This window comes from Anaeromyxobacter sp. (assembly GCA_016718565.1).
GTDB lineage: Bacteria > Myxococcota > Myxococcia > Myxococcales > Anaeromyxobacteraceae > JADKCZ01.
The window spans coordinates 1,473,369-1,491,082 of sequence record JADKCZ010000001.1; the positions used below are offsets into that span (position 1 = coordinate 1,473,369).

The window sequence follows — 17,714 nt, forward strand, 5'->3', positions numbered from 1 at the left end:
CCGGTGTATGCTGCCCGCCTCCATCGCCATGCAGGACCTCCTCCTCCCACGCCACCGGGCCACCCTGCGCCGCTTCGCCGGCGTGGCGGGCCAGGCGCCGGTGCTGCTGGCGTTCGACTACGACGGGGTGCTGGCGCCGCTGGTGAAGCGGCCCGGCGGCGCGCGCATGCGGCGGCGCACCCGCGCCCTGCTGGTGCGGCTGGCCCGGCTCTACCCGGTGGCGGTGGTCTCCGGCCGGGCCTGGAAGGACACCCGCCGGATGTCGGAGGGGGTGGTGCCGCACGTGGTGGGGAACCACGGCTTCGAGCTCCTCAGGCCCCTGCCGGTGCCGGCCCAGGTGCTGGCGGCGGTGCGCGGCTGGCGGCGGCAGCTGGAGGCCGAGCTCAGCGGGGTGCCCGGGCTGCACTTCGAGGACAAGCGCTCCACGCTGGCCATCCACTACGGCCTGTCGCGGGCCTGGCGGGGCTCGGAGGCGGCGGTCTACGCGGCCGCCAACCGGCTCAGCGGGACCCGGCTGGTGCCCGGCAAGAAGGTGCTGAACGTGCTGCCGCACGACTTCCCCAACAAGGGGGACGCGCTGCGCTCGCTGCTGGCCCGGCTCGGCCTGGCGGCGGCGCTCTACCTGGGCGACGACGTCACCGACGAGGACGCCTTCAAGCTCGGACCGCCGCTCCTCATGGGCGTGCACGTGGGGCCAGGGCCCTCGCTGGCGCCGTGGCGCCTGGCCGGGCAGGCGCAGGTGGACGAGCTGCTCGAGGTGCTGGTGGCGCTGCGCCAGCCAGCCGGCCGGGCGGCGCCTCCCCGCCGCCCCCGGGCGAGGGCAGGGGAACGGCGGTGAGCCCGAAGAAGAAGAAGGCGCCCGCCCAGCTGCCGCTGGGGGAGACCTACGACCTGTTCGCGGCGCGCCGGGCGGTGAAGGAGCGGAAGGAGGGAGGGGAGGGTGCGACCCCGACCGCGACCCCGACCCCGACCCCGACCCCGACCGCGACCGCGACCGCGACCTCCCTCGCCGCCGAGCCCACCGAGCCCACCGAGCCCGCTGGCCCGCTCACCGTGCTGGCCCTCACGCAGGCGCTCAAGGGCTGCCTCGAGCCGCGCTTCCGCGACGTCTGGGTGGCCGGCGAGATCTCCAACTACCGCGCCCAGGCCAGCGGCCACCTCTACTTCTCGCTCAAGGACGAGGGGGCCACGCTCCCCTGCGCCATGTGGGCCGGCCAGGCGCGCCGCCTCCGGTTCGCGCCCGCCGAGGGGCTGGAGGTGGTGGCGCGCGGCCGCGTCGAGCTCTACCCGCCGCACGGCAAGTACCAGCTCATCGTGGACGCCCTCGAGCCGCGCGGCGCCGGCGCGCTGGCCCTGCAGCTCGAGCAGGTGAAGGCCCGCCTGGCCGCCGACGGCCTCCTCGACCCGGCCCGCAAGCGACCGCTCCCCTTCCTGGCGCGGCGCATCGGCCTGGCCACCAGCCCCACCACCGCCGCGCTGCGCGACTTCCTCAGGGTGCTGCACGGCCGCTTCCCCGGGCTGCCGGTCCTGCTGGCCCCCTGCCGCGTGCAGGGCGAGGGGGCCGCCGCCACCGTGATCGCCGCCATCCAGGCGCTGGCGCGGCAGGGGGTCGACGTGATCGTGGTGACCCGCGGCGGCGGCTCGGTGGAGGACCTGTGGGCCTTCAACGACGAGCGGCTGGCCCGCGCCATCGCCGCCTCGCCGGTGCCGGTGGTCTCGGCGGTGGGCCACGAGACCGACGTCTCGGTGGCCGACCTGGTGGCCGACGTGCGCGCCGCCACGCCCACCCACGCGGCCCAGCTGCTGGCCCCGGTGCGCGATGACCTGGTGGCCGGGCTGGCGGCGCTGCGGGGGCGGCTGCGCCGGGCGATGGGGGCGGCGGTGGAGGGGCGGCGAGCCACCCTGCGGGCCCTCTCGGCCGAGCTGGCCGACCCGGCCCACGCCGTGTCGGCGCAGCGCCACCGGCTGGAGGACCTGGTGCGGCGGGCCGAGGCGGCCGCGCTGCGCCCCGCCGTGGCCGGTCGGGCCAGGCTGGAGGCGCTGCGGGTGCGCCTGGCCAGGGGCGAGCCCAGGGCCAGGCTGCGGGCCCTGCGGGCGCGGGTGGAGCTGGCCCGCCGCGGCCTGGAGGGCTGGCGCGCCGCCACCTTCCGGCGCGAGCAGCTGCGGGTGGAGCGGCTGGCGGCCCGGCTGGAGCCTGCCAACGTGGCCAAGCTCCTGTCGCGCGGCTTCGCCCTGGCGCTGCACCGGGGGCGGCTGGTGGCGCGCAGCGGCGAGGTGGCCCCGGGCGACGAGCTGCGGGTGGCGCTCGGCGAGGGCTGGCTGGACGCCCGGGTGACGGCCCGCGACGCCGGTGACGATCCGGTGCCGGGCCGGGGGCACGCGCCGAGCCCGGGCGGGCCCGTCCGGGACGCGGTTGCTTCCCCGGGCCGGCGGGGCTAAACGAACGGAGGTCATGGTGGCGCGAGCGAGCGAGAAGGCGGCCCAGGCCGCGGCGGCCCCGGCGGCGAGCTACGACGCCCTGGTGTCGCGCCTGGAGCAGGTGGTGGCCGCGCTGGAGGCGGGCGACCTGCCGCTGGAGGGCTCGGTGGAGAAGTTCGCCGAGGGCATCCAGCTGGCCCGCGACGCGGCCAGGCGGCTCGACGAGGCCGAGGCCCGGGTGGAGCAGCTGGTGCGGGGCGCGGACGGCGGCGAGGAGGCTGCGCCGTTCGAGCCGGAGCGCGGCTGACCCCCATGGCCGACGAGCACACCGCCACCCCGCGCATCATCATCGTGGACGACGACCGCGACACGCGGGAGATGCTCACGCTGGCGCTCGAGCTGGAGGGGTTCCTGGTGGGGCAGGCCGCCAACGGGCTGCGGCTCATCTCGGCCATGCACGTGGACCGGCCGGACGTGATCCTGCTCGACGTCATGATGAGCTGGATCGACGGCTTCGAGCTGTGCCGGGCCATCAAGAAGAACCCGACCTTCGCCGACATCCCGGTCATCTTCATCTCGGCCCGCAAGAGCGCCGAGGACGAGAAGACCGGCCTGGCGGCCGGCGCGGCGGCCTACTTCTCCAAGCCCATCGACATGGACGGCCTGGTGGCGCGCATCCGCGCGCTGCTGGGTGCCCGCGCCGGCGAGGTCGGGGCGCCGGCGTAGGGGGCGGCGCGGCAGCCCCCCCCTCGCGCTCCCATCCGCCCGATGCGCGAGTCGCTCCGCACCTGGGCCGAACGGCAGGCCTTCAACCTCTGGCCCTGCTACTGGGGCACGGGCGCCCGGGTGACCTTCATCGCCGCCGACTGGTCGGAGGTGCGCGTCACGCTGCCGATGTCGCTCCGCACCCGCAACTACGTCGGGACCATCTTCGGCGGCTCGATGTACGCGGCGGTCGATCCCTTCTTCATGATCATGCTCATGAAGCGGCTCGGTCCGGGCTTCCTGGTCTGGGACCGGGCGGCCACCATCCGCTTCAAGAAGCCGGGGCGCACCCGCCTCTTCGCCACCTTCCGGCTGCCGCCCGGCGAGGAGGCGGCCGTCCACGGCGCGCTGGAGCACGAGCGCTCGACCGACCGGACCTACACGGTGGAGCTGGTGGACCGGGGCGGCGTGGTGCACGTGAGCGTGGAGAAGGTGATCTACGTGCGGCGGGTGGAGGCGTCGTGACCGGAGGGCGCCGCCCTGGCGGGGCGGTGGCCCTGGCGGCGGCGGCCGGTCCTGGCCGGGGCGGGACGTCCGGCGCGGCGCCCCCCGCGGTCCCCCGTCCCAGGTGAGCGCGCCCCCCCTCCCGTGCTAGATAGCCGGCACCGTGCCGTTCGCCATCGAGCCCTACCTGAAGGACGTCTCCGCGCGCGTCGAGGCCGGCCTGTCGGCCCTGGCCGAGGAGCGGCGGGGCCACGGGCCGGACCGGCTGGTGGACGCCATGAAGTACGCCCTGCTGGCCGGCGGAAAGCGGCTGCGGCCGGCGCTGGTGCTGGCCTCGGCCGAGGCCCACGGCGGCGAGGCCTCGGACGGCTCGCTGGCCATGCGCTTCGCCCTGGCCATGGAGTGCGTCCACACCTACTCCCTGGTGCACGACGACCTGCCCGCCATGGACGACGACGACCTGCGGCGCGGCCGCCCCACCGTGCACAAGGCCTTCGACGAGGCCACCGCCGTGCTGGTGGGCGACGGCCTGCAGTCGCTGGCCTTCCGGCACCTGCTGGCGTCCCCCGACCCGAAGGCGCTGGCCCTGGGCCGGCTGCTGGCCGACAACGCCGCCCTCATGGTGGAGGGGCAGCAGCGCGACATGGACGGGGAGCACCGACGGCTCGGCGAGGCCGAGGTGCTGGAGCTGATGCGCTGCAAGACCGGCGCGCTGCTGGCCGCCAGCGTGGCGGGCGGCGCGCTCTGCGCCGGCGCCGACGCGGCGGCCGTCTACCCCACCGGCCAGCGGCTCGGCCTGGCCTTCCAGATCGCCGACGACCTGCTGGACCTCACCGCCGACACCGCCACCCTGGGCAAGCGCGCCGGCAAGGACGCCCGGGCCGGCAAGTCCACGCTGCCGTCGCTCGTGGGGCAGGCCGAGGCGCGCCGCCGCGCCGAGGGGCTGCTCGACGAGGCGCTGGCCGCCCTGGCCCCCCTCGGCCCGAAGGCCGAGGCGCTCGGGGCCCTGGCGCGCTACGTCCTCACCAGGAAGAAGTGAGGGAGAAGGAGACCGACATGCCACGCCTGCTCGACCGGATCGACTCGCCCGACGACCTGAAGCGGCTCCCGCTGGCGGACCTGCCGCGCCTCTGCCAGGAGCTGCGCGACCAGATCATCACCACCTGCGCCCGCACCGGGGGCCACCTGGGCTCGTCGCTGGGCGCGGTGGAGCTCAACGTGGCGCTGCACTACGTCTTCTCCACCCCGGAGGACAAGCTGGTCTGGGACGTGGGGCACCAGGCCTACGGCCACAAGCTGCTGACCGGCCGGCGCGACCGCTTCGACACCATCCGCACCGAGGGTGGGCTGGCCGGCTTCCCGGAGCGGGAGGAGTCGCCGCACGACGCCTTCGGGGTGGGGCACGCCTCCACCTCCATCTCCGCCGCGCTCGGCATGCTGGAGGCCAAGAAGCAGCAGGGCCTGCCCGGCAAGGTGGTGGCCATCATCGGCGACGGCTCGATGACCGGCGGCGTGGCCTTCGAGGGGCTCAACCAGGCCGGCTACCTGAAGCGCGACCTGATCGTGGTGCTGAACGACAACGAGATGTCCATCTCGCCCAACGTCGGCGCCATGAGCGAGTGGCTCTCCAAGAAGTTCACCAGCCGCACCTACAACCGCTGGCGCAAGGGCGTGAAGGAGTTCCTGGAGAAGCTGCCCAAGGGGCACGAGGCCATCGACGCCATCCGCCACGGCATCACCGCGGCCAAGGCGCTGGTCACCCCGGGGGTGCTCTTCGAGGGGCTGGGCTTCCACTACGTCGGCCCGGCCGACGGCCACGACGTGGTCGGGCTGGTGGAGACCTTCCAGAAGCTGGCCGCCTTCGGCGACCCGGTGGTCTTCCACGTCATCACCACCAAGGGCAAGGGCTACCACCCGGCCGAGTCGGACCCGGCCACCCGCGGCCACGGCCTCTCCTTCTTCGACGTGGCCACCGGCAAGTCGAACAAGAAGCCGGCCGCCAAGGCCTACACCGACCTCTTCGCCGAGGCGCTCTGCGCCGAGATGCGCCGCGACCCCAGGGTGGTGGCCATCACCGCCGCCATGCTGGAGGGGACCGGCCTGATCCGGTGCAAGAAGGAGTTCCCGGAGCGGACCTTCGACGTGGGCATCGCCGAGCAGCACGCCGTCACCTTCGCGGCCGGCCTGGCCTGCGAGGGGATGCGCCCGGTGGTGGCCATCTACTCCACCTTCCTGCAGCGGGCCTACGACCAGCTGATCCACGACGTGGCCCTGCAGAACCTGCCGGTCACCTTCGCGCTCGACCGCGGCGGCCTGGTGGGCGCCGACGGCAAGACCCACCAGGGGGTGATGGACCTCTCCTACCTGCGCGCCATCCCGCGCTTCGTGGTCATGGCCCCCTCCGACGAGGGCGAGCTGCGCAACATGCTGCGCACCGCGCTCCAGCACGACGGCCCGGCCGCCTTCCGCTTCCCGCGCGGCGCCGGCGAGGGGGTGGCGCAGGAGGGAGAGCCACAGGCCTTGCCCATCGGCGTGGGGCGGGTGGTGCGGGCCGGCGGCGCCAGCCCGGACGTGCTGCTGGTGGCCTGCGGCACCACCCTCAAGGTGGCGCTGGCCGCCGCCGAGGAGGTGGGGAGGGAGGGCATCGACGTGCGGGTCGTGGACCCGCGCTTCGTCAAGCCGCTCGACGAGGCCCTCATCTGCGGCGAGGCCGGGCGAATCCGGCGGGTGGTCACGCTGGAGGAGAACGCCCTGCAGGGCGGCTTCGGCTCGGCCTGCCTGGAGGCCTTCGAGGCCCACGGGCTGCTGGCCGGCGGGCTGATGGTGCGGCGCCTCGGCATCCCCGACCGCTTCATCACCCACGCGGAGCAGCCGCGCCAGCGCCTCGACGCCGGCATCGACCAGGCCCACGTGGCCGCCGCCTGCCGCGAGCTGGCCGGGCAGAAGCAGGCGCGCGGCGTGGCCTGAGCCGGGCCGCCGGCGGGATCCACCCCGCCCCGCCCCGGCCGGCCCCTCCGCCGCCCCGCCATGGCCGCGCCGCGCCAGCGCATCGACCTGCTCCTGGTGGAGCTGGGCCTGGCGGAGTCGCGCACCCGGGCCCAGGCGCTGGTCATGGCCGGCGCCGTGGTGGTGGGGGAGACGCGCATCGACAAGCCCGGGCAGCTGGTCGACCCGGCGCTGCCGGTGCGGCTCAAGGAGGACGCCGCCCCGCAGCGGTACGCCTCGCGCGGCGCCCTCAAGCTGGAGAAGGCGCTGGAGGTCTTCCCGGTCACCCCGGCCGGCCTCACCTGCGCCGACCTGGGCGCCTCCACCGGGGGCTTCACCGACCTCCTGCTGCAGCGCGGCGCCGCCCGGGTCTACGCGGTGGACGTGGGCTACGGGCAGCTCCACCCCAAGCTGCGCGGCGACCCGCGGGTGGTGGTCCGCGAGCGCGAGAACGCCCGCGCCCTCACCGCCGAGGCGCTGGGCGAGCGGGTCGACCTGGTGACCGGCGACCTCTCCTTCATCTCGCTCCGGCTGGTGCTGCCGGCGGTGAAGGCCATCCTGAAGCCCGGCGGCCACGCCCTGCTGCTGGTGAAGCCCCAGTTCGAGGTGGGCAAGGGCGAGGTGGGCAAGGGCGGGGTGGTGCGCGAGGACTCGAAGCGGCTGGCCGCGCTGGAGGCGGTGGCCGAGGCGGCCCGGCAGCTCGGCTTCGAGGTGCTGGGCCACGCCGAGAGCCCGATCCAGGGCCCGGCCGGCAACCGGGAGTGGCTGCTGGGGCTCCGGCTGGGCGGGTGACGGGGCTCGCCCGCCCGCCCGCGGTGCGTTACCTTCCACGGCTCCCCCCGTGCCCGCCCCCGGAGCCGCCATGCCCTTCGAGCCCGCCACCCAGGTCGCCCCCGGCGTCCACCTCGTGGACACCGGCTACGTGAAGTCACACCTGGCCGCCTGCTACCTGCTGCGCGGCCGCGACTCGGTGGCGGTGGTCGAGACCGGCAACGCCGGCACCGTGCCCCGCGTGCTGGCTGCCCTCGACGCCGCCGGCCTGCCGCGCGCCTCGGTGAGCCACGTCATCGTCACCCACGTCCACCTCGACCACGCCGGCGGCGCAGGCGCGCTCATGGCCGCCCTGCCGCAGGCCACCCTGGTGGCCCACCCGCGCGGGGCGCGCCACCTCGTCGACCCGGCCAAGCTCTGGGCCGGCACGGTGGGCGTCTACGGCGCCGAGGCCACCCAGCAGCTGTACGGCGACCCGGTGGCCATCCCGGCGGCCCGGGTGGTCGAGGCGCCCGACGGCTTCACGCTCGACCTGGGGGCGCGCCCGCTCTGCTTCCTCGACGCCCCCGGCCACGCCAGGCACCACTTCGTGGTCCACGACGAGGTGACGCGCGGCCTCTTCACCGGCGACACCTTCGGCCTCTCCTACCGCCAGCTGGACACGGCGCGCGGGCCCTTCTTCTTCCCCACCACCACCCCGGTGCAGTTCGACCCCGAGGCGCTGCACGCCACCCTCGACCGGCTCATGGGGCTCGCCCCGGAGCGGCTCTACCTGACCCACTACGGCTGCGTCACGGGTGGCCTGGCGGCCCACGCCGCCACGCTGCACCGGGGCATCGACGCCTTCGTCCGCATCGCCCGGGCCGCGCCGGCCGGGCCTGGGCGCCACGCCGCCGTGAAGGTCGGGCTCACCGGGCTCCTGCTCTCCGGGCTGGCCGACCACGGCGCGCCCGTCGGTCAGGCCGAGGCGCTGGCCTGGTTCGACAACGACCTCGAGCTGAACGCGCAGGGGCTCGAGGTGTGGCTGGACGGGGCGACCAAGGCCTAGCCGGACGATCACACCCGGGCGGGTGGGACTGGGCAGGAAACGTACCCCCGGTTCATGGTGCCGACGCTGGGCTGCGGCCGTGGCACGTTCCGTCGGTGCCAGGCCTCGACCCCGAGCGCACGTCCCCGTCCACCGCCCGCGCCGCCGTGGTCGCGGCGCTGCTGCTGGCGGCGCCCGCCGTCCCGGCGGTCGAGGTGCTCGAGGAGACCGCGCCGCTCTCGGTGGGGCGGGTGGTGGCGGCCGGCCTCGAGCCGCTGTCCGCCCCCCGCAGCCTGGGCTTCACCGGGCGGCCGGCCTGGGTCCGCCTGCGCACCGAGAACCGGCTGGAGGTCGCCGCCGAGCACGTCCTCGCCTGGGAGTGGCCGCTGGTGGAGCGGCTGGACGTCTTCGTGCCGGACGGGCGGGGCGGGTTCCTGCACCACGTCGGTGGACTGGCCGTGCCCCTGGAGGAGCGCACCATCACCCAGGCGGCCCGCAGCCACCTGCGCTTCTACCGGCTCGGCCCCGGCGAGGCGCTGGACGCCTGGGTGCGGGTCGAGACGCGCGGCCCGATGCTGCTGGAGGGCGGCTTCGTCCAGCCGGCGGAGGTGGTGCGCCAGGGGGCCACCGAGCTCTTCTGGTTCGGGGCATGGTCCGGGGCGCTGGCGCTGCTCATCGCCGCATCGCTCTGGTCGTGGCGCGTCCACCGCGACCCGGCCAACGTGGTCTACGCCGCCTTCGGCCTCACCTTCGGCGCCTACCAGCTCGACATGGCCGGGGTGCTGCCGGCCGCCGTGCCCTGGCTGGCGCCGTGGGCGGTCTGGCTGGAGCCGGTGCTCGGCGGCGCGGCGGCGGCGGCCGGCGTCGCCTTCACCCGCCGGTACCTGGGCCTGGGGAGGTCCCTGCCGCGCCTCGACGCCCTGCTGCGGGTCCTGGGCTGGGTCTCCGGGGTGGCCTCCGCGCCGGTCCTGGTCGGGGCGGTGGTGGTGGCCAACCAGCTGACCTCGGTCACCGGCGGGGTGGCGGTGGGCCTCTGCCTGGTCCTGAGCGTGGCCGAGGCGGTGCGCGGCAACCGGGCCGCCAAGGACTACCTGGTGGGCTTCGTCCCGTTCGCCCTGGCGGGCAGCTGGTACGTCGGCATGGTGCGCGGCCAGTTCCCACCGCACCCGGCCGCCCCGCTGGCCCTCCAGGCCACCTTCCTGTTCACGGGCCTGGCGGTGGCCCTGGCGCTCTGGGCGCAGCGCCGCGCCGAGGAGCTGCAGGGCCTGGACTACCTCGAGGCGGCGGTGACCGACCGGACCCGGGCGCTCGACGCCACGGTGGCTCGCCTGGGCGCGGCGCAGCGGCTGGAGGCGGTGGGGCGGCTCACCGCCGGCGTGGCCCACGACTTCAACAACCTGCTGACCGCCATCGCCGCCAGCGTCGGCGAGGTCGAGGAGGGCGGGGCCCCTGGCGCGCCGGCCGGCCCGGCGCTGCAGGAGATCCGGGGGCTGGTGCGGCGGGGCGGAGAGCTGACCCGCAGCCTGCTCCAGGTGGCGCGGCGCCAGCCACTCCAGCCCCACCCGGTGGCGCTCAACGGCCTGGTCCAGGAGCTGGTGCGGCTGCTGGAGCGGCTGATGAAGGGCGTGGCGCTGCAGCTGGAGCTCGACGCGGCCACCGGCACGGTGGTGGCGGACCCGGTGCAGCTCGAGCAGGTGGTGCTCAACCTGGTGCTCAACGCCCGGGACGCCTGCGACGGGCGGGGCCGGGTGGTGGTGGCCACGCGGCGCCTCACCCGGGCCGAGGGGGCCGGGGGGCACGCCGGCGGCGAGTGGGTGCAGCTGAGCGTGTCGGACGACGGGCCGGGCCTCGACGAGGCGACCCGGGCGCGCATCTTCGAGCCCTTCTTCACCACCAAGGGGGAGGGGCAGGGCACCGGGCTCGGCCTCTCGGTGGTGGACGGGGTGGCCAGGGCGCACGGCGGGTTCGTCGAGGTGGCCTCCACGCCCGGCCAGGGAGCCACCTTCCAGGTCTGGCTGCCGGCCGGTGGCGCACCGCGCCAGCCGGAGGGGCGGACGCTGACTCCGCCGCCGGGCGGTGCCTTGACCGTGACCGGCCGTTCTGTTACCTAACCCCCCACATTTTCGAGGACCCCGGGCGACCGGGCACGAAAGTGGGCCGCAGCAGCGCCCGCTTTTTTCTTTTCTGGAATCGAGGACATGGCTGGCATCGCCCAAGAAAACGTCACGGACCAGGTCCGCCGGCTCCTCGAGCCGGTGCTGGAGCGCGACGGCTTCGAGCTGGTCGAGGTGGAGTGGGTCCGCGGCGGAGGTCGCTGGGTCTTGAGGCTCTACGTCGACAAGCCGGGCGGCACCGGCATCGAGGACTGCCAGGCGGTCTCCCACCTGGTCGATCCCATCCTGGACGTGGCCGGCTTCATCGAGCCGGCCTACGACCTCGAGGTGTCGTCGCCCGGGCTGGAGCGCCCCCTGCGCAAGCCCGCCGACTTCCAGCGCTTCGCCGGCCAGCGCGCCCGCGTCAAGACCTTCGGGCCGGTGTCCGGCACCGCCCCCGGCAGCCCCGGCCGCAAGCACTGGTCCGGGATCCTCGCGGGCTTCAAGGACGAGGCCGTCGAGGTGGACGTCGACGGCGTCCTCCACCGCATCCCGCACGACCAGATCGCCAAGGCCCACCTCGAGTACGACTTCGAGGCCGATCTCCGCAGGAAGGACTGACCATGCAGCAGAGCGTGAACCTGAACCTGATCCTCGACCAGGTCGCCAAGGACAAGGGCATCGACCGCCCCAAGCTCATCGAGATCCTCGAGGAGGCCATCCAGATGGCCGCCAAGCGGCACTTCGGCCTGGAGCGCAACCTCAAGGCCAAGTACGACGAGGACCGCGGCCAGATCGACCTCTTCCAGGTGCTCACCATCGTGGACGAGGGGACCGAGGAGGCGCCCATCCCGGATCCGGCCAACATGATCCCCATCGCCTTCGCCCACGAGAAGGGGATCGAGGCCGAGGTCGGCGACGAGCTCGACTTCCCCATCTTCTACCGGCCCGAGGACGAGGACGAGGCGCGCGCCCAGGACCAGCAGTGGGGCGACCTGCTCAAGCTCAAGACCTTCCGGCGCGGCTTCGGCCGCATCGCGGCGCAGACCGCCAAGCAGGTGATGATCCAGGGCACCCGCAACGCCGAGCGCGAGAACGTCTTCAACGAGTACAAGGACCGCAAGGGCGAGGTCATCACCGGCATCGTCCGCCGCTTCGAGCGCGGCAACGTCATCGTGGACCTGGGCCGCGCCGAGGCCGTCCTGCCGGTGCGCGAGCAGGTGCCGCGCGAGAGCTACCGCGCCGGCGACCGCATCCAGGCCTTCGTGGTGGACGTGCTGCGCGAGTCGAAGGGCCCGCAGATCATCCTCTCCCGCGCCACCGTCGAGCTGCTCAAGAAGCTCTTCGAGATGGAGGTGCCGGAGATCGCCGAGGGCGTGGTGGTCATCGAGGCCGCCGCCCGCGAGCCGGGCGGCCGCGCCAAGATCGCGGTCAGCTCGCGCGACTCGGACGTCGACCCGGTGGGCGCCTGCGTCGGCATGAAGGGCAGCCGCGTCCAGGCGGTGGTCCAGGAGCTGCGCGGCGAGAAGATCGACATCGTGCCCTGGCACGAGGACCCGGCGCGCTTCGTCTGCAACGCCCTGGCCCCGGCCGAGGTGAGCCGCGTGCTCCTCGACGATCAGAACAACGCCATGGAGATCATCGTCCCCGACGACCAGCTCTCGCTGGCCATCGGGCGGCGCGGCCAGAACGTGCGCCTGGCCTCCCAGCTGACCGGCTGGAAGCTCGACATCAACTCCGAGACGCGCGTGCGCGAGATGCACGAGTTCGCCAAGGAGAGCTTCGAGGCCATCGGCGTGCCGGAGGCGACGCAGGAGATGCTGTACGCCCACGGCTTCCGCAAGTCGCAGGACGTGGCCAACGCCGCGGTCGAGATGCTGACCCAGTTCCCCGGGTTCACCCTCGACATGATCCCGGACCTGCAGAAGCGGGCCCGCGAGCAGGCCATCGTGGACGCCGAGAAGGAGATGGTCCTGGAGGCGGAGCGCGAGGCGGCCCGGCTGGCCGAGGCCCGCCGCCACCCCGACAGCCTGTCGCAGGAGGAGCGCATGGCGCGCGTCCGCGGCGTCGGCGAGAAGACCATCGAGGCGCTCAAGCTGGCCGGCTACCCCACGGTGGAGACCATCAACGCCGAGGCCGACGTGGCCAAGCTGGGCGACTCCTCCGGCCTGGGCGTCAAGAAGGCCCGCCAGCTCAAGCACGCGGTGGGCGTGTACCTCGAGGAAGAGGCCAGGCTGCGCGTCGAGCTCGACAAGGAGAAGGCGCGCAACGAGGTCCTGGGGTGAGCGAGCCAGTCCGGACCTGCCTCGGCTGCGGCGCCAGGGGCGCCCGGCAGGGGCTGGTCCGGCTCAAGGTCTCGCACGGAGGCACGGTGGTGGTGGACGAGCGGAAGAGCGGTGGGCGGGGTGGCTGGCTGCACCCCGCGGAGGCCTGCCTGGAGCGGGCCCTCAAGCGGCGCGCCTTCGCGCGCGCCTTCCGCCGCTCCGACCTCGGATGTGACGCGGACGCGCTGCGGCGCGGGTTGACGGCAGTTTGCGGCAGGGATTAGGAGTCGAGACCAATGTCCAAGAAGCGCGTACACGAGCTCGCGAAGCAGCTGAAGGAACAGGGGATCGAGCTCTCCAATCAGGAGCTGGTCGACAAGCTCCACCAGCTCGGCTTCGACGTGAAGAGCCACTCGTCGTCGCTGGACGACGACCAGGCCCAGGCTGCCTTCGAGCGGATCGTCGGGGAGAAGAAGCCCAAGGCGCCCGCGCCGCGGCCGGCTGGCCCCGGCTTCGTGGTCCGCAAGAAGTCCACGCTGCCGCCGCCCCCGCCGCCGCCGGTGGTCGCGCCGCCGCCCCCCCCCGAGCCGGTCGAAGAGGAGCCGGCCTACCTGCCCGAGGAGGCCCCGCTCGAGGAGGCCCCGCCCGAGGAGGCCCCCGCGGTCGAGCCGCTGGCGGCCGTCGCCGCCGAGCCTGCCCCGGCCGCCGCGGTCGCCGCCGCGCCGGTGGACCCGGCCGCGCCGGCCCCCGCCGCCGCGCCGGCCCCGGCCGCCGCTCCCGCCGCCGCCGCGCCCGCCCCGGGCCTGCCGACCGCGCCGGCCCGTCCGCCCGCCGCCCCGGGCGCCGTCGGCACGCTGCCGCCCGCGCCGCGCCCGGTCGATCCGCGCACCATGCGCCCCACCTCCACCCAGGCGGTGGTCATCTCCCGGCCGCTGGTGCCGGTGCGCCGGGTCACGCCGCCTACCGGCTCCGGCTCCCGCTTCCCGGCCGCTCCGGGCCCGCGCGCCCTCGGCGAGGTCCGCGAGCTCAAGGTGGTGCCCGGCACGCTGGGCCGCGAGCGCGAGTTCATCGACGTCAGCCGCGACAAGAACAAGGGCAAGAAGACGTCGGGCCGGCCGGCCGACGAGGCCGCCAAGGGGCTCAACCCCCAGGCGCTCCTCAACGCCGCCATGCAGGACCGCACCTACGTGCCCATCCGCGGCAAGAAGAAGAAGCCGACCAAGAAGGGGGCGAAGACGCAGGTGACCGAGCGGGCCGAGCACAAGAAGGTGATCCGCATCGAGGAGTCCATCTCGGTGTCGGCGCTCTCGCAGGCCATGGGCGTCAAGGCCTCCGACATCATCCGCAAGCTGATGCAGGGTGGCACCATGGCCACCATCAACCAGCTGGTCCCGGCCGAGCTGGCCGCGACGCTGGCCGAGGGCTTCGGGTACAAGGTCGAGAAGCAGGGCTTCGAGGTCGAGGAGTTCATCCCCGAGCTCGAGGTGGACGAGTCCAAGCTGGTGAACCGCCCGCCGGTGGTCACCGTCATGGGCCACGTCGACCACGGCAAGACCTCGCTGCTGGACGCCATCCGCAAGGCCGACGTGGCCGCGGGCGAGGCCGGCGGCATCACCCAGCACATCGGCGCCTACTCGGTGATGACCACCCACGGGCCCATCACCTTCCTGGACACCCCGGGCCACGAGGCCTTCACGGCCATGCGGCAGCGCGGCGCCCAGGTCACCGACCTGGTGGTGCTGGTGGTGGCGGCCGACGACGGCGTCATGCCGCAGACCACCGAGGCCATCAAGCACGCCAAGGCGGCCGGGGTCACCATCCTGGTGGCCATCAACAAGATCGACAAGCCGGGCGCCACGGCCGAGCGGGTCATGCAGCAGCTCACCGAGTACCAGCTGGTGCCCGAGCAGTGGGGTGGCACCACCATCATGATGCCGGTCTCGGCGCGCACCAAGCAGGGGCTGCCCGAGCTCCTCGAGTACATCGCCCTGCAGGCCGAGGTGCTGGACCTCAAGTCCAACCCCGAGGCGCTGGCGGCCGGCGTGGTGGTGGAGGCCAAGCTGGAGAAGGGGCGCGGCCCGGTGGCCACGGTGCTGGTGCAGGAGGGCACGCTGCGGGTGGGCGACGCCCTGGTGACCGGCTCCGAGTACGGCAAGGTCCGCGCCATGATGAACGAGCGCGGCGAGCAGGTGAAGGAGGTCGGCCCCGGCTACCCGGTGGAGGTGCTCGGCCTCTCCGGCGTGCCCACCGCCGGCGACGAGTTCGACGTGGTGGAGGACGAGAAGTCGGCCAAGGAGGTGGCCAGCCACCGCGCCGAGAAGGCCCGCACCAAGGAGCTCTCCAACGTCAAGCGGGCCACCCTGGAGGACCTCTTCGCCAAGGCCAAGTCCGGCGGCAAGGTCCTCAACGTGGTGGTCAAGGCCGACGTGCAGGGCTCCTCCGAGGCCGTCACCCAGGCCCTGGAGAAGTGCGCCACCAAGAAGGTGGGGGTGCGCATCCTCGACACCGGCGTGGGCGTCATCACCGAGTCCGACGTCCTCACCGCCGCGGCCGGCAAGGGCATCATCGTCGGCTTCCACACGCGGATGGAGACCAAGGTCGAGCAGATCGCCAGCCAGCAGGGCGTCAAGATCCTGCAGTTCGACATCATCTACGAGGCGGTCGACAAGATCCGCGAGGAGATGGTGGCGCTGCTGCCGCCCATCATCCGCGAGAAGCCGCTCGGCAAGGCCGAGGTCCGGCAGGTCTTCAACATCACCAAGGTCGGCGTCATCGCCGGCTCGGCGGTGCTGGAGGGCGCCATCCGGCGCCAGGCCCTGGGCCGCGTCACCCGCGACAAGAAGGTGGTCCACTCCGGCAAGATCGTCAGCCTCAAGCGGCTGAAGGACGACGTCCGCGAGGTGCTGGCCCCCCTGGAGTGCGGCATCGGGGTGGACGGCTTCACCGACTTCAAGGCGGGCGACATCATCGACATCTTCGAGCTCGAGGAGCTGAAGCAGTCGCTCGACTAGGCCCGTGGCGGCGCAGGATTCCGGCCGGCCCCGGTCGGATCCGTCGCCGCGCCTGCTCGCCGTACCTGGAGCGCGGCTGCGCTGCTCGCTCCTCGCGCGCCCGACCTCGGCTCGGGCTGCTGCGCCGGCGGCCGAGGTGGACCAGGTGCGCTAGGAGTGGCGGGATGTTCGTCGGCGTCCTCAGGCTGACCCTGCACCTGCCCTCGCCGGGCTCGCTCAAGTCGAAGCGCCACCTCGTCCGCTCGGCCATCGACCGGGTCAAGGCGCGCTTCAACGTCTCCATCGCCGAGGTGGCGGAGAACGACCTGTGGCAGCGGAGCGTGCTGGGGGTCACCGCGGTGGCCAACGACCACGCCTTCGTGAACGAGACGCTCGACAAGGTGGCCGGCTTCGTGGCCGGGGTGCACGGCGGGCAGATCCTGCTGACCGGGCGCGACCTCAGCATCGAGCACTGGGAGGACGGGCTCTCGGAGGGGACCCGCACGCTGGCCGAGGCCGAGGGGGCCATCCCCTGGGACCCGCCCGAGGAGGACGACCGATGAGCAGCGGACACGACAGGCCGGCGCGGGTGGCGAGCGAGTTCGCCCACGAGCTGGGGCAGGTGCTGGGGCGCGGCCTCAAGGACCCGCGCATCAACGCGCTGGTGACGGTGACCGGCGCCAAGATGGCGCCGGACCTGAAGGACGTGACGGCCTACGTCTCGATCCTGGGCGACGAGGCGCAGAAGAAGTCCACGCTGGAGGGGCTCAAGGCGGCCACCGCCTGGCTGCAGCGCGAGGTGGCGCGCAACCTGGCGCTGCGCTGGACGCCGCACCTGCGCATCGTCTTCGACGAGTCGGTGGAGCGCGGCGACCGCATCGACCGGCTGCTGCGGGAGGCCCGGGCCAGGGACACCATGACCCTGGCGGAGAAGGAAGCGGGCGAGGGCGAGAAGCAGGAGTGACCGCCCCGCTGCACGGCGTCCTGCTCGTCGACAAGCCGGCCGGCCCCACCTCGCACGACGTGGTGCTGCGGGTGCGGCGCGCCCTGGGGGCGCCCAGCGCGGGCCACACCGGCACGCTCGACCCGGCCGCCACCGGCCTGCTGGTGGTCTGCCTGGGCGACGCGCTCAAGCTGCAGCGCTGGCTCACCGACGGCGACAAGGCCTACCTGGCCACGGTGGCCTTCGGCGCCGCCACCGACACCGAGGACGCCACCGGCCAGGTGACCGGGCGCGGCGACCCGGCCGGGCTCACCGAGGCCGCGGTGCGCGGCGCCCTGCCGGCCCTCACCGGCCAGCTGCTCCAGGTGCCGCCCATGTTCTCCGCCGTGCGGGTGGGCGGCCGCCGGCTCCACGAGGCGGCCCGGGCCGGCGACGTGGTGGAGCGCGAGCCGCGCGCGGTGGTGGTCCACGCCCTCGAGCTGCTCGGCCTGGCGCCGGCCGGCCCGGACGGGCTGCGCGAGGCGGTCCTGTCGGTGCGCTGCGGCAAGGGGACCTACGTCCGCACCCTGGCCGTGGACCTGGGGGTGGCGCTGGGCGTCCCGGCCCACCTCGGGGCGCTCAGGCGGACCGCGGCCGGCCCCTTCGAGGTGGCGCAGGCGCTCCCGCTGGCGGAGCTGGAGGGGCTGGCGGCCGGGGGCAAGGAGGGGCGTGCGGCGCTCCTGGCGCGACTCATCCCTCCGGGGGAGACACTCACCTTCCCGGTCGTCGAGGTGGACGCCGCCCGGGCCCGGGCGGTGGCCCAGGGGAAGCAGATCACGGCGCCCGGCCAGGACGGCCTGGTGCAGGTCCTCGGCCCCGGCCGGAGGCTCCTGGCGGTGGCCGAACTGCGCGACGGGGCGGTGCGACCGGTGCGGGTCATGCTCACCCCGGGAGACCTGGATCGGCCCTGACGGGCGTCCGTTGACTCCCCCCACGGAATGGCTTAAGTACCCGCCCTCACGGCCGTTCACGGCC

17 protein-coding genes are annotated in these 17,714 nt (G+C 74.3%); all 17 read left to right on the forward strand.

What is annotated here, in order from left to right; genetic code table 11:
• The first annotated feature begins 28 nt into the window (after positions 1-28).
• The 17 genes from otsB (at position 29) to truB (ending at position 17,650) form a co-directional block, all read left to right on the forward strand.
• Entirely contained in the window at positions 29-838 is an 810-nt protein-coding gene (otsB, locus tag IPO09_06340) for a trehalose-phosphatase (protein ID MBK9516967.1), read from the forward strand.
• A 29-nt stretch (positions 839-867) separates the two neighbouring features.
• Positions 868-2,439 carry an exodeoxyribonuclease VII large subunit gene (gene xseA / locus IPO09_06345; protein MBK9516968.1) on the forward strand — a complete coding sequence of 524 codons (1,572 nt, stop codon included), beginning with the start codon at positions 868-870 and terminating at the stop codon, positions 2,437-2,439.
• A gap of 16 nt (positions 2,440-2,455) precedes the next feature.
• Entirely contained in the window at positions 2,456-2,725 is a 270-nt protein-coding gene (gene xseB, locus IPO09_06350) for an exodeoxyribonuclease VII small subunit (protein MBK9516969.1), read from the forward strand.
• Positions 2,726-2,730: 5 nt separating this feature from the next.
• Positions 2,731-3,144, forward strand: a complete 414-nt coding sequence (locus IPO09_06355; GenBank protein MBK9516970.1) for a response regulator transcription factor — start codon at positions 2,731-2,733, stop codon at positions 3,142-3,144.
• 42 nt (positions 3,145-3,186) lie between these two features.
• Positions 3,187-3,648 (forward strand): DUF4442 domain-containing protein, encoded by a 462-nt coding sequence (locus IPO09_06360; GenBank protein MBK9516971.1) that lies wholly within the window; start codon positions 3,187-3,189, stop codon positions 3,646-3,648.
• Between the two features lie 130 nt (positions 3,649-3,778).
• On the forward strand, positions 3,779-4,666 hold the full coding sequence (locus tag IPO09_06365) for a polyprenyl synthetase family protein (protein MBK9516972.1): 888 nt from the start codon (positions 3,779-3,781) through the stop codon (positions 4,664-4,666).
• 17 nt (positions 4,667-4,683) lie between these two features.
• Entirely contained in the window at positions 4,684-6,594 is a 1,911-nt protein-coding gene (locus tag IPO09_06370; protein MBK9516973.1) for a 1-deoxy-D-xylulose-5-phosphate synthase, read from the forward strand.
• A 60-nt stretch (positions 6,595-6,654) separates the two neighbouring features.
• Entirely contained in the window at positions 6,655-7,404 is a 750-nt protein-coding gene (locus IPO09_06375) for a TlyA family RNA methyltransferase (GenBank protein ID MBK9516974.1), read from the forward strand.
• A 70-nt stretch (positions 7,405-7,474) separates the two neighbouring features.
• Complete coding sequence (locus tag IPO09_06380; GenBank protein ID MBK9516975.1) at positions 7,475-8,431, forward strand: MBL fold metallo-hydrolase; 957 nt, start codon at positions 7,475-7,477, stop codon at positions 8,429-8,431.
• 95 nt (positions 8,432-8,526) lie between these two features.
• Positions 8,527-10,521 carry a hypothetical protein gene (locus IPO09_06385; protein MBK9516976.1) on the forward strand — a complete coding sequence of 665 codons (1,995 nt, stop codon included), beginning with the start codon at positions 8,527-8,529 and terminating at the stop codon, positions 10,519-10,521.
• 87 nt (positions 10,522-10,608) lie between these two features.
• Positions 10,609-11,124, forward strand: a complete 516-nt coding sequence (locus IPO09_06390) for a ribosome maturation factor RimP (protein ID MBK9516977.1) — start codon at positions 10,609-10,611, stop codon at positions 11,122-11,124.
• Between the two features lie 2 nt (positions 11,125-11,126).
• The gene (gene nusA / locus IPO09_06395; GenBank protein MBK9516978.1) at positions 11,127-12,788 is read left to right on the forward strand and encodes a transcription termination factor NusA; all 1,662 of its coding nucleotides are present in this window, start codon (positions 11,127-11,129) and stop codon (positions 12,786-12,788) included.
• Positions 12,785-13,051 carry a YlxR family protein gene (locus IPO09_06400; protein MBK9516979.1) on the forward strand — a complete coding sequence of 89 codons (267 nt, stop codon included), beginning with the start codon at positions 12,785-12,787 and terminating at the stop codon, positions 13,049-13,051. Before nusA ends, IPO09_06400 begins: the two co-directional genes overlap by 4 nt.
• Positions 13,052-13,063: 12 nt before the next feature.
• A complete protein-coding gene (gene infB, locus IPO09_06405) occupies positions 13,064-15,778 on the forward strand; it encodes a translation initiation factor IF-2 (protein ID MBK9516980.1) in 2,715 nt (904 codons plus the stop codon).
• Between the two features lie 164 nt (positions 15,779-15,942).
• Complete coding sequence (locus IPO09_06410; GenBank protein MBK9516981.1) at positions 15,943-16,320, forward strand: DUF503 domain-containing protein; 378 nt, start codon at positions 15,943-15,945, stop codon at positions 16,318-16,320.
• Positions 16,317-16,721 (forward strand): 30S ribosome-binding factor RbfA, encoded by a 405-nt coding sequence (gene rbfA, locus IPO09_06415; protein ID MBK9516982.1) that lies wholly within the window; start codon positions 16,317-16,319, stop codon positions 16,719-16,721. The genes IPO09_06410 and rbfA overlap by 4 nt, the downstream gene beginning before the upstream one ends.
• 8 nt (positions 16,722-16,729) lie before the next feature.
• Positions 16,730-17,650, forward strand: a complete 921-nt coding sequence (truB, locus tag IPO09_06420) for a tRNA pseudouridine(55) synthase TruB (protein MBK9516983.1) — start codon at positions 16,730-16,732, stop codon at positions 17,648-17,650.
• Positions 17,651-17,714 lie beyond the last annotated feature (64 nt).

Bases quoted from the DNA above. Each gene is read 5' to 3' on its own strand.
- otsB (MBK9516967.1), top strand. From the start codon at position 29: ATGCAGGACCTCCTCCTCCCACGCCACCGGGCCACCCTGCGCCGCTTC.
- IPO09_06355 (MBK9516970.1), top strand. From the start codon at position 2,731: ATGGCCGACGAGCACACCGCCACCCCGCGCATCATCATCGTGGACGAC.
- IPO09_06360 (MBK9516971.1), top strand. From the start codon at position 3,187: ATGCGCGAGTCGCTCCGCACCTGGGCCGAACGGCAGGCCTTCAACCTC.
- IPO09_06370 (MBK9516973.1), top strand. From the start codon at position 4,684: ATGCCACGCCTGCTCGACCGGATCGACTCGCCCGACGACCTGAAGCGG.
- IPO09_06375 (MBK9516974.1), top strand. From the start codon at position 6,655: ATGGCCGCGCCGCGCCAGCGCATCGACCTGCTCCTGGTGGAGCTGGGC.
- IPO09_06380 (MBK9516975.1), top strand. From the start codon at position 7,475: ATGCCCTTCGAGCCCGCCACCCAGGTCGCCCCCGGCGTCCACCTCGTG.
- IPO09_06390 (MBK9516977.1), top strand. From the start codon at position 10,609: ATGGCTGGCATCGCCCAAGAAAACGTCACGGACCAGGTCCGCCGGCTC.
- nusA (MBK9516978.1), top strand. From the start codon at position 11,127: ATGCAGCAGAGCGTGAACCTGAACCTGATCCTCGACCAGGTCGCCAAG.
- infB (MBK9516980.1), top strand. From the start codon at position 13,064: ATGTCCAAGAAGCGCGTACACGAGCTCGCGAAGCAGCTGAAGGAACAG.
- IPO09_06410 (MBK9516981.1), top strand. From the start codon at position 15,943: ATGTTCGTCGGCGTCCTCAGGCTGACCCTGCACCTGCCCTCGCCGGGC.
- rbfA (MBK9516982.1), top strand. From the start codon at position 16,317: ATGAGCAGCGGACACGACAGGCCGGCGCGGGTGGCGAGCGAGTTCGCC.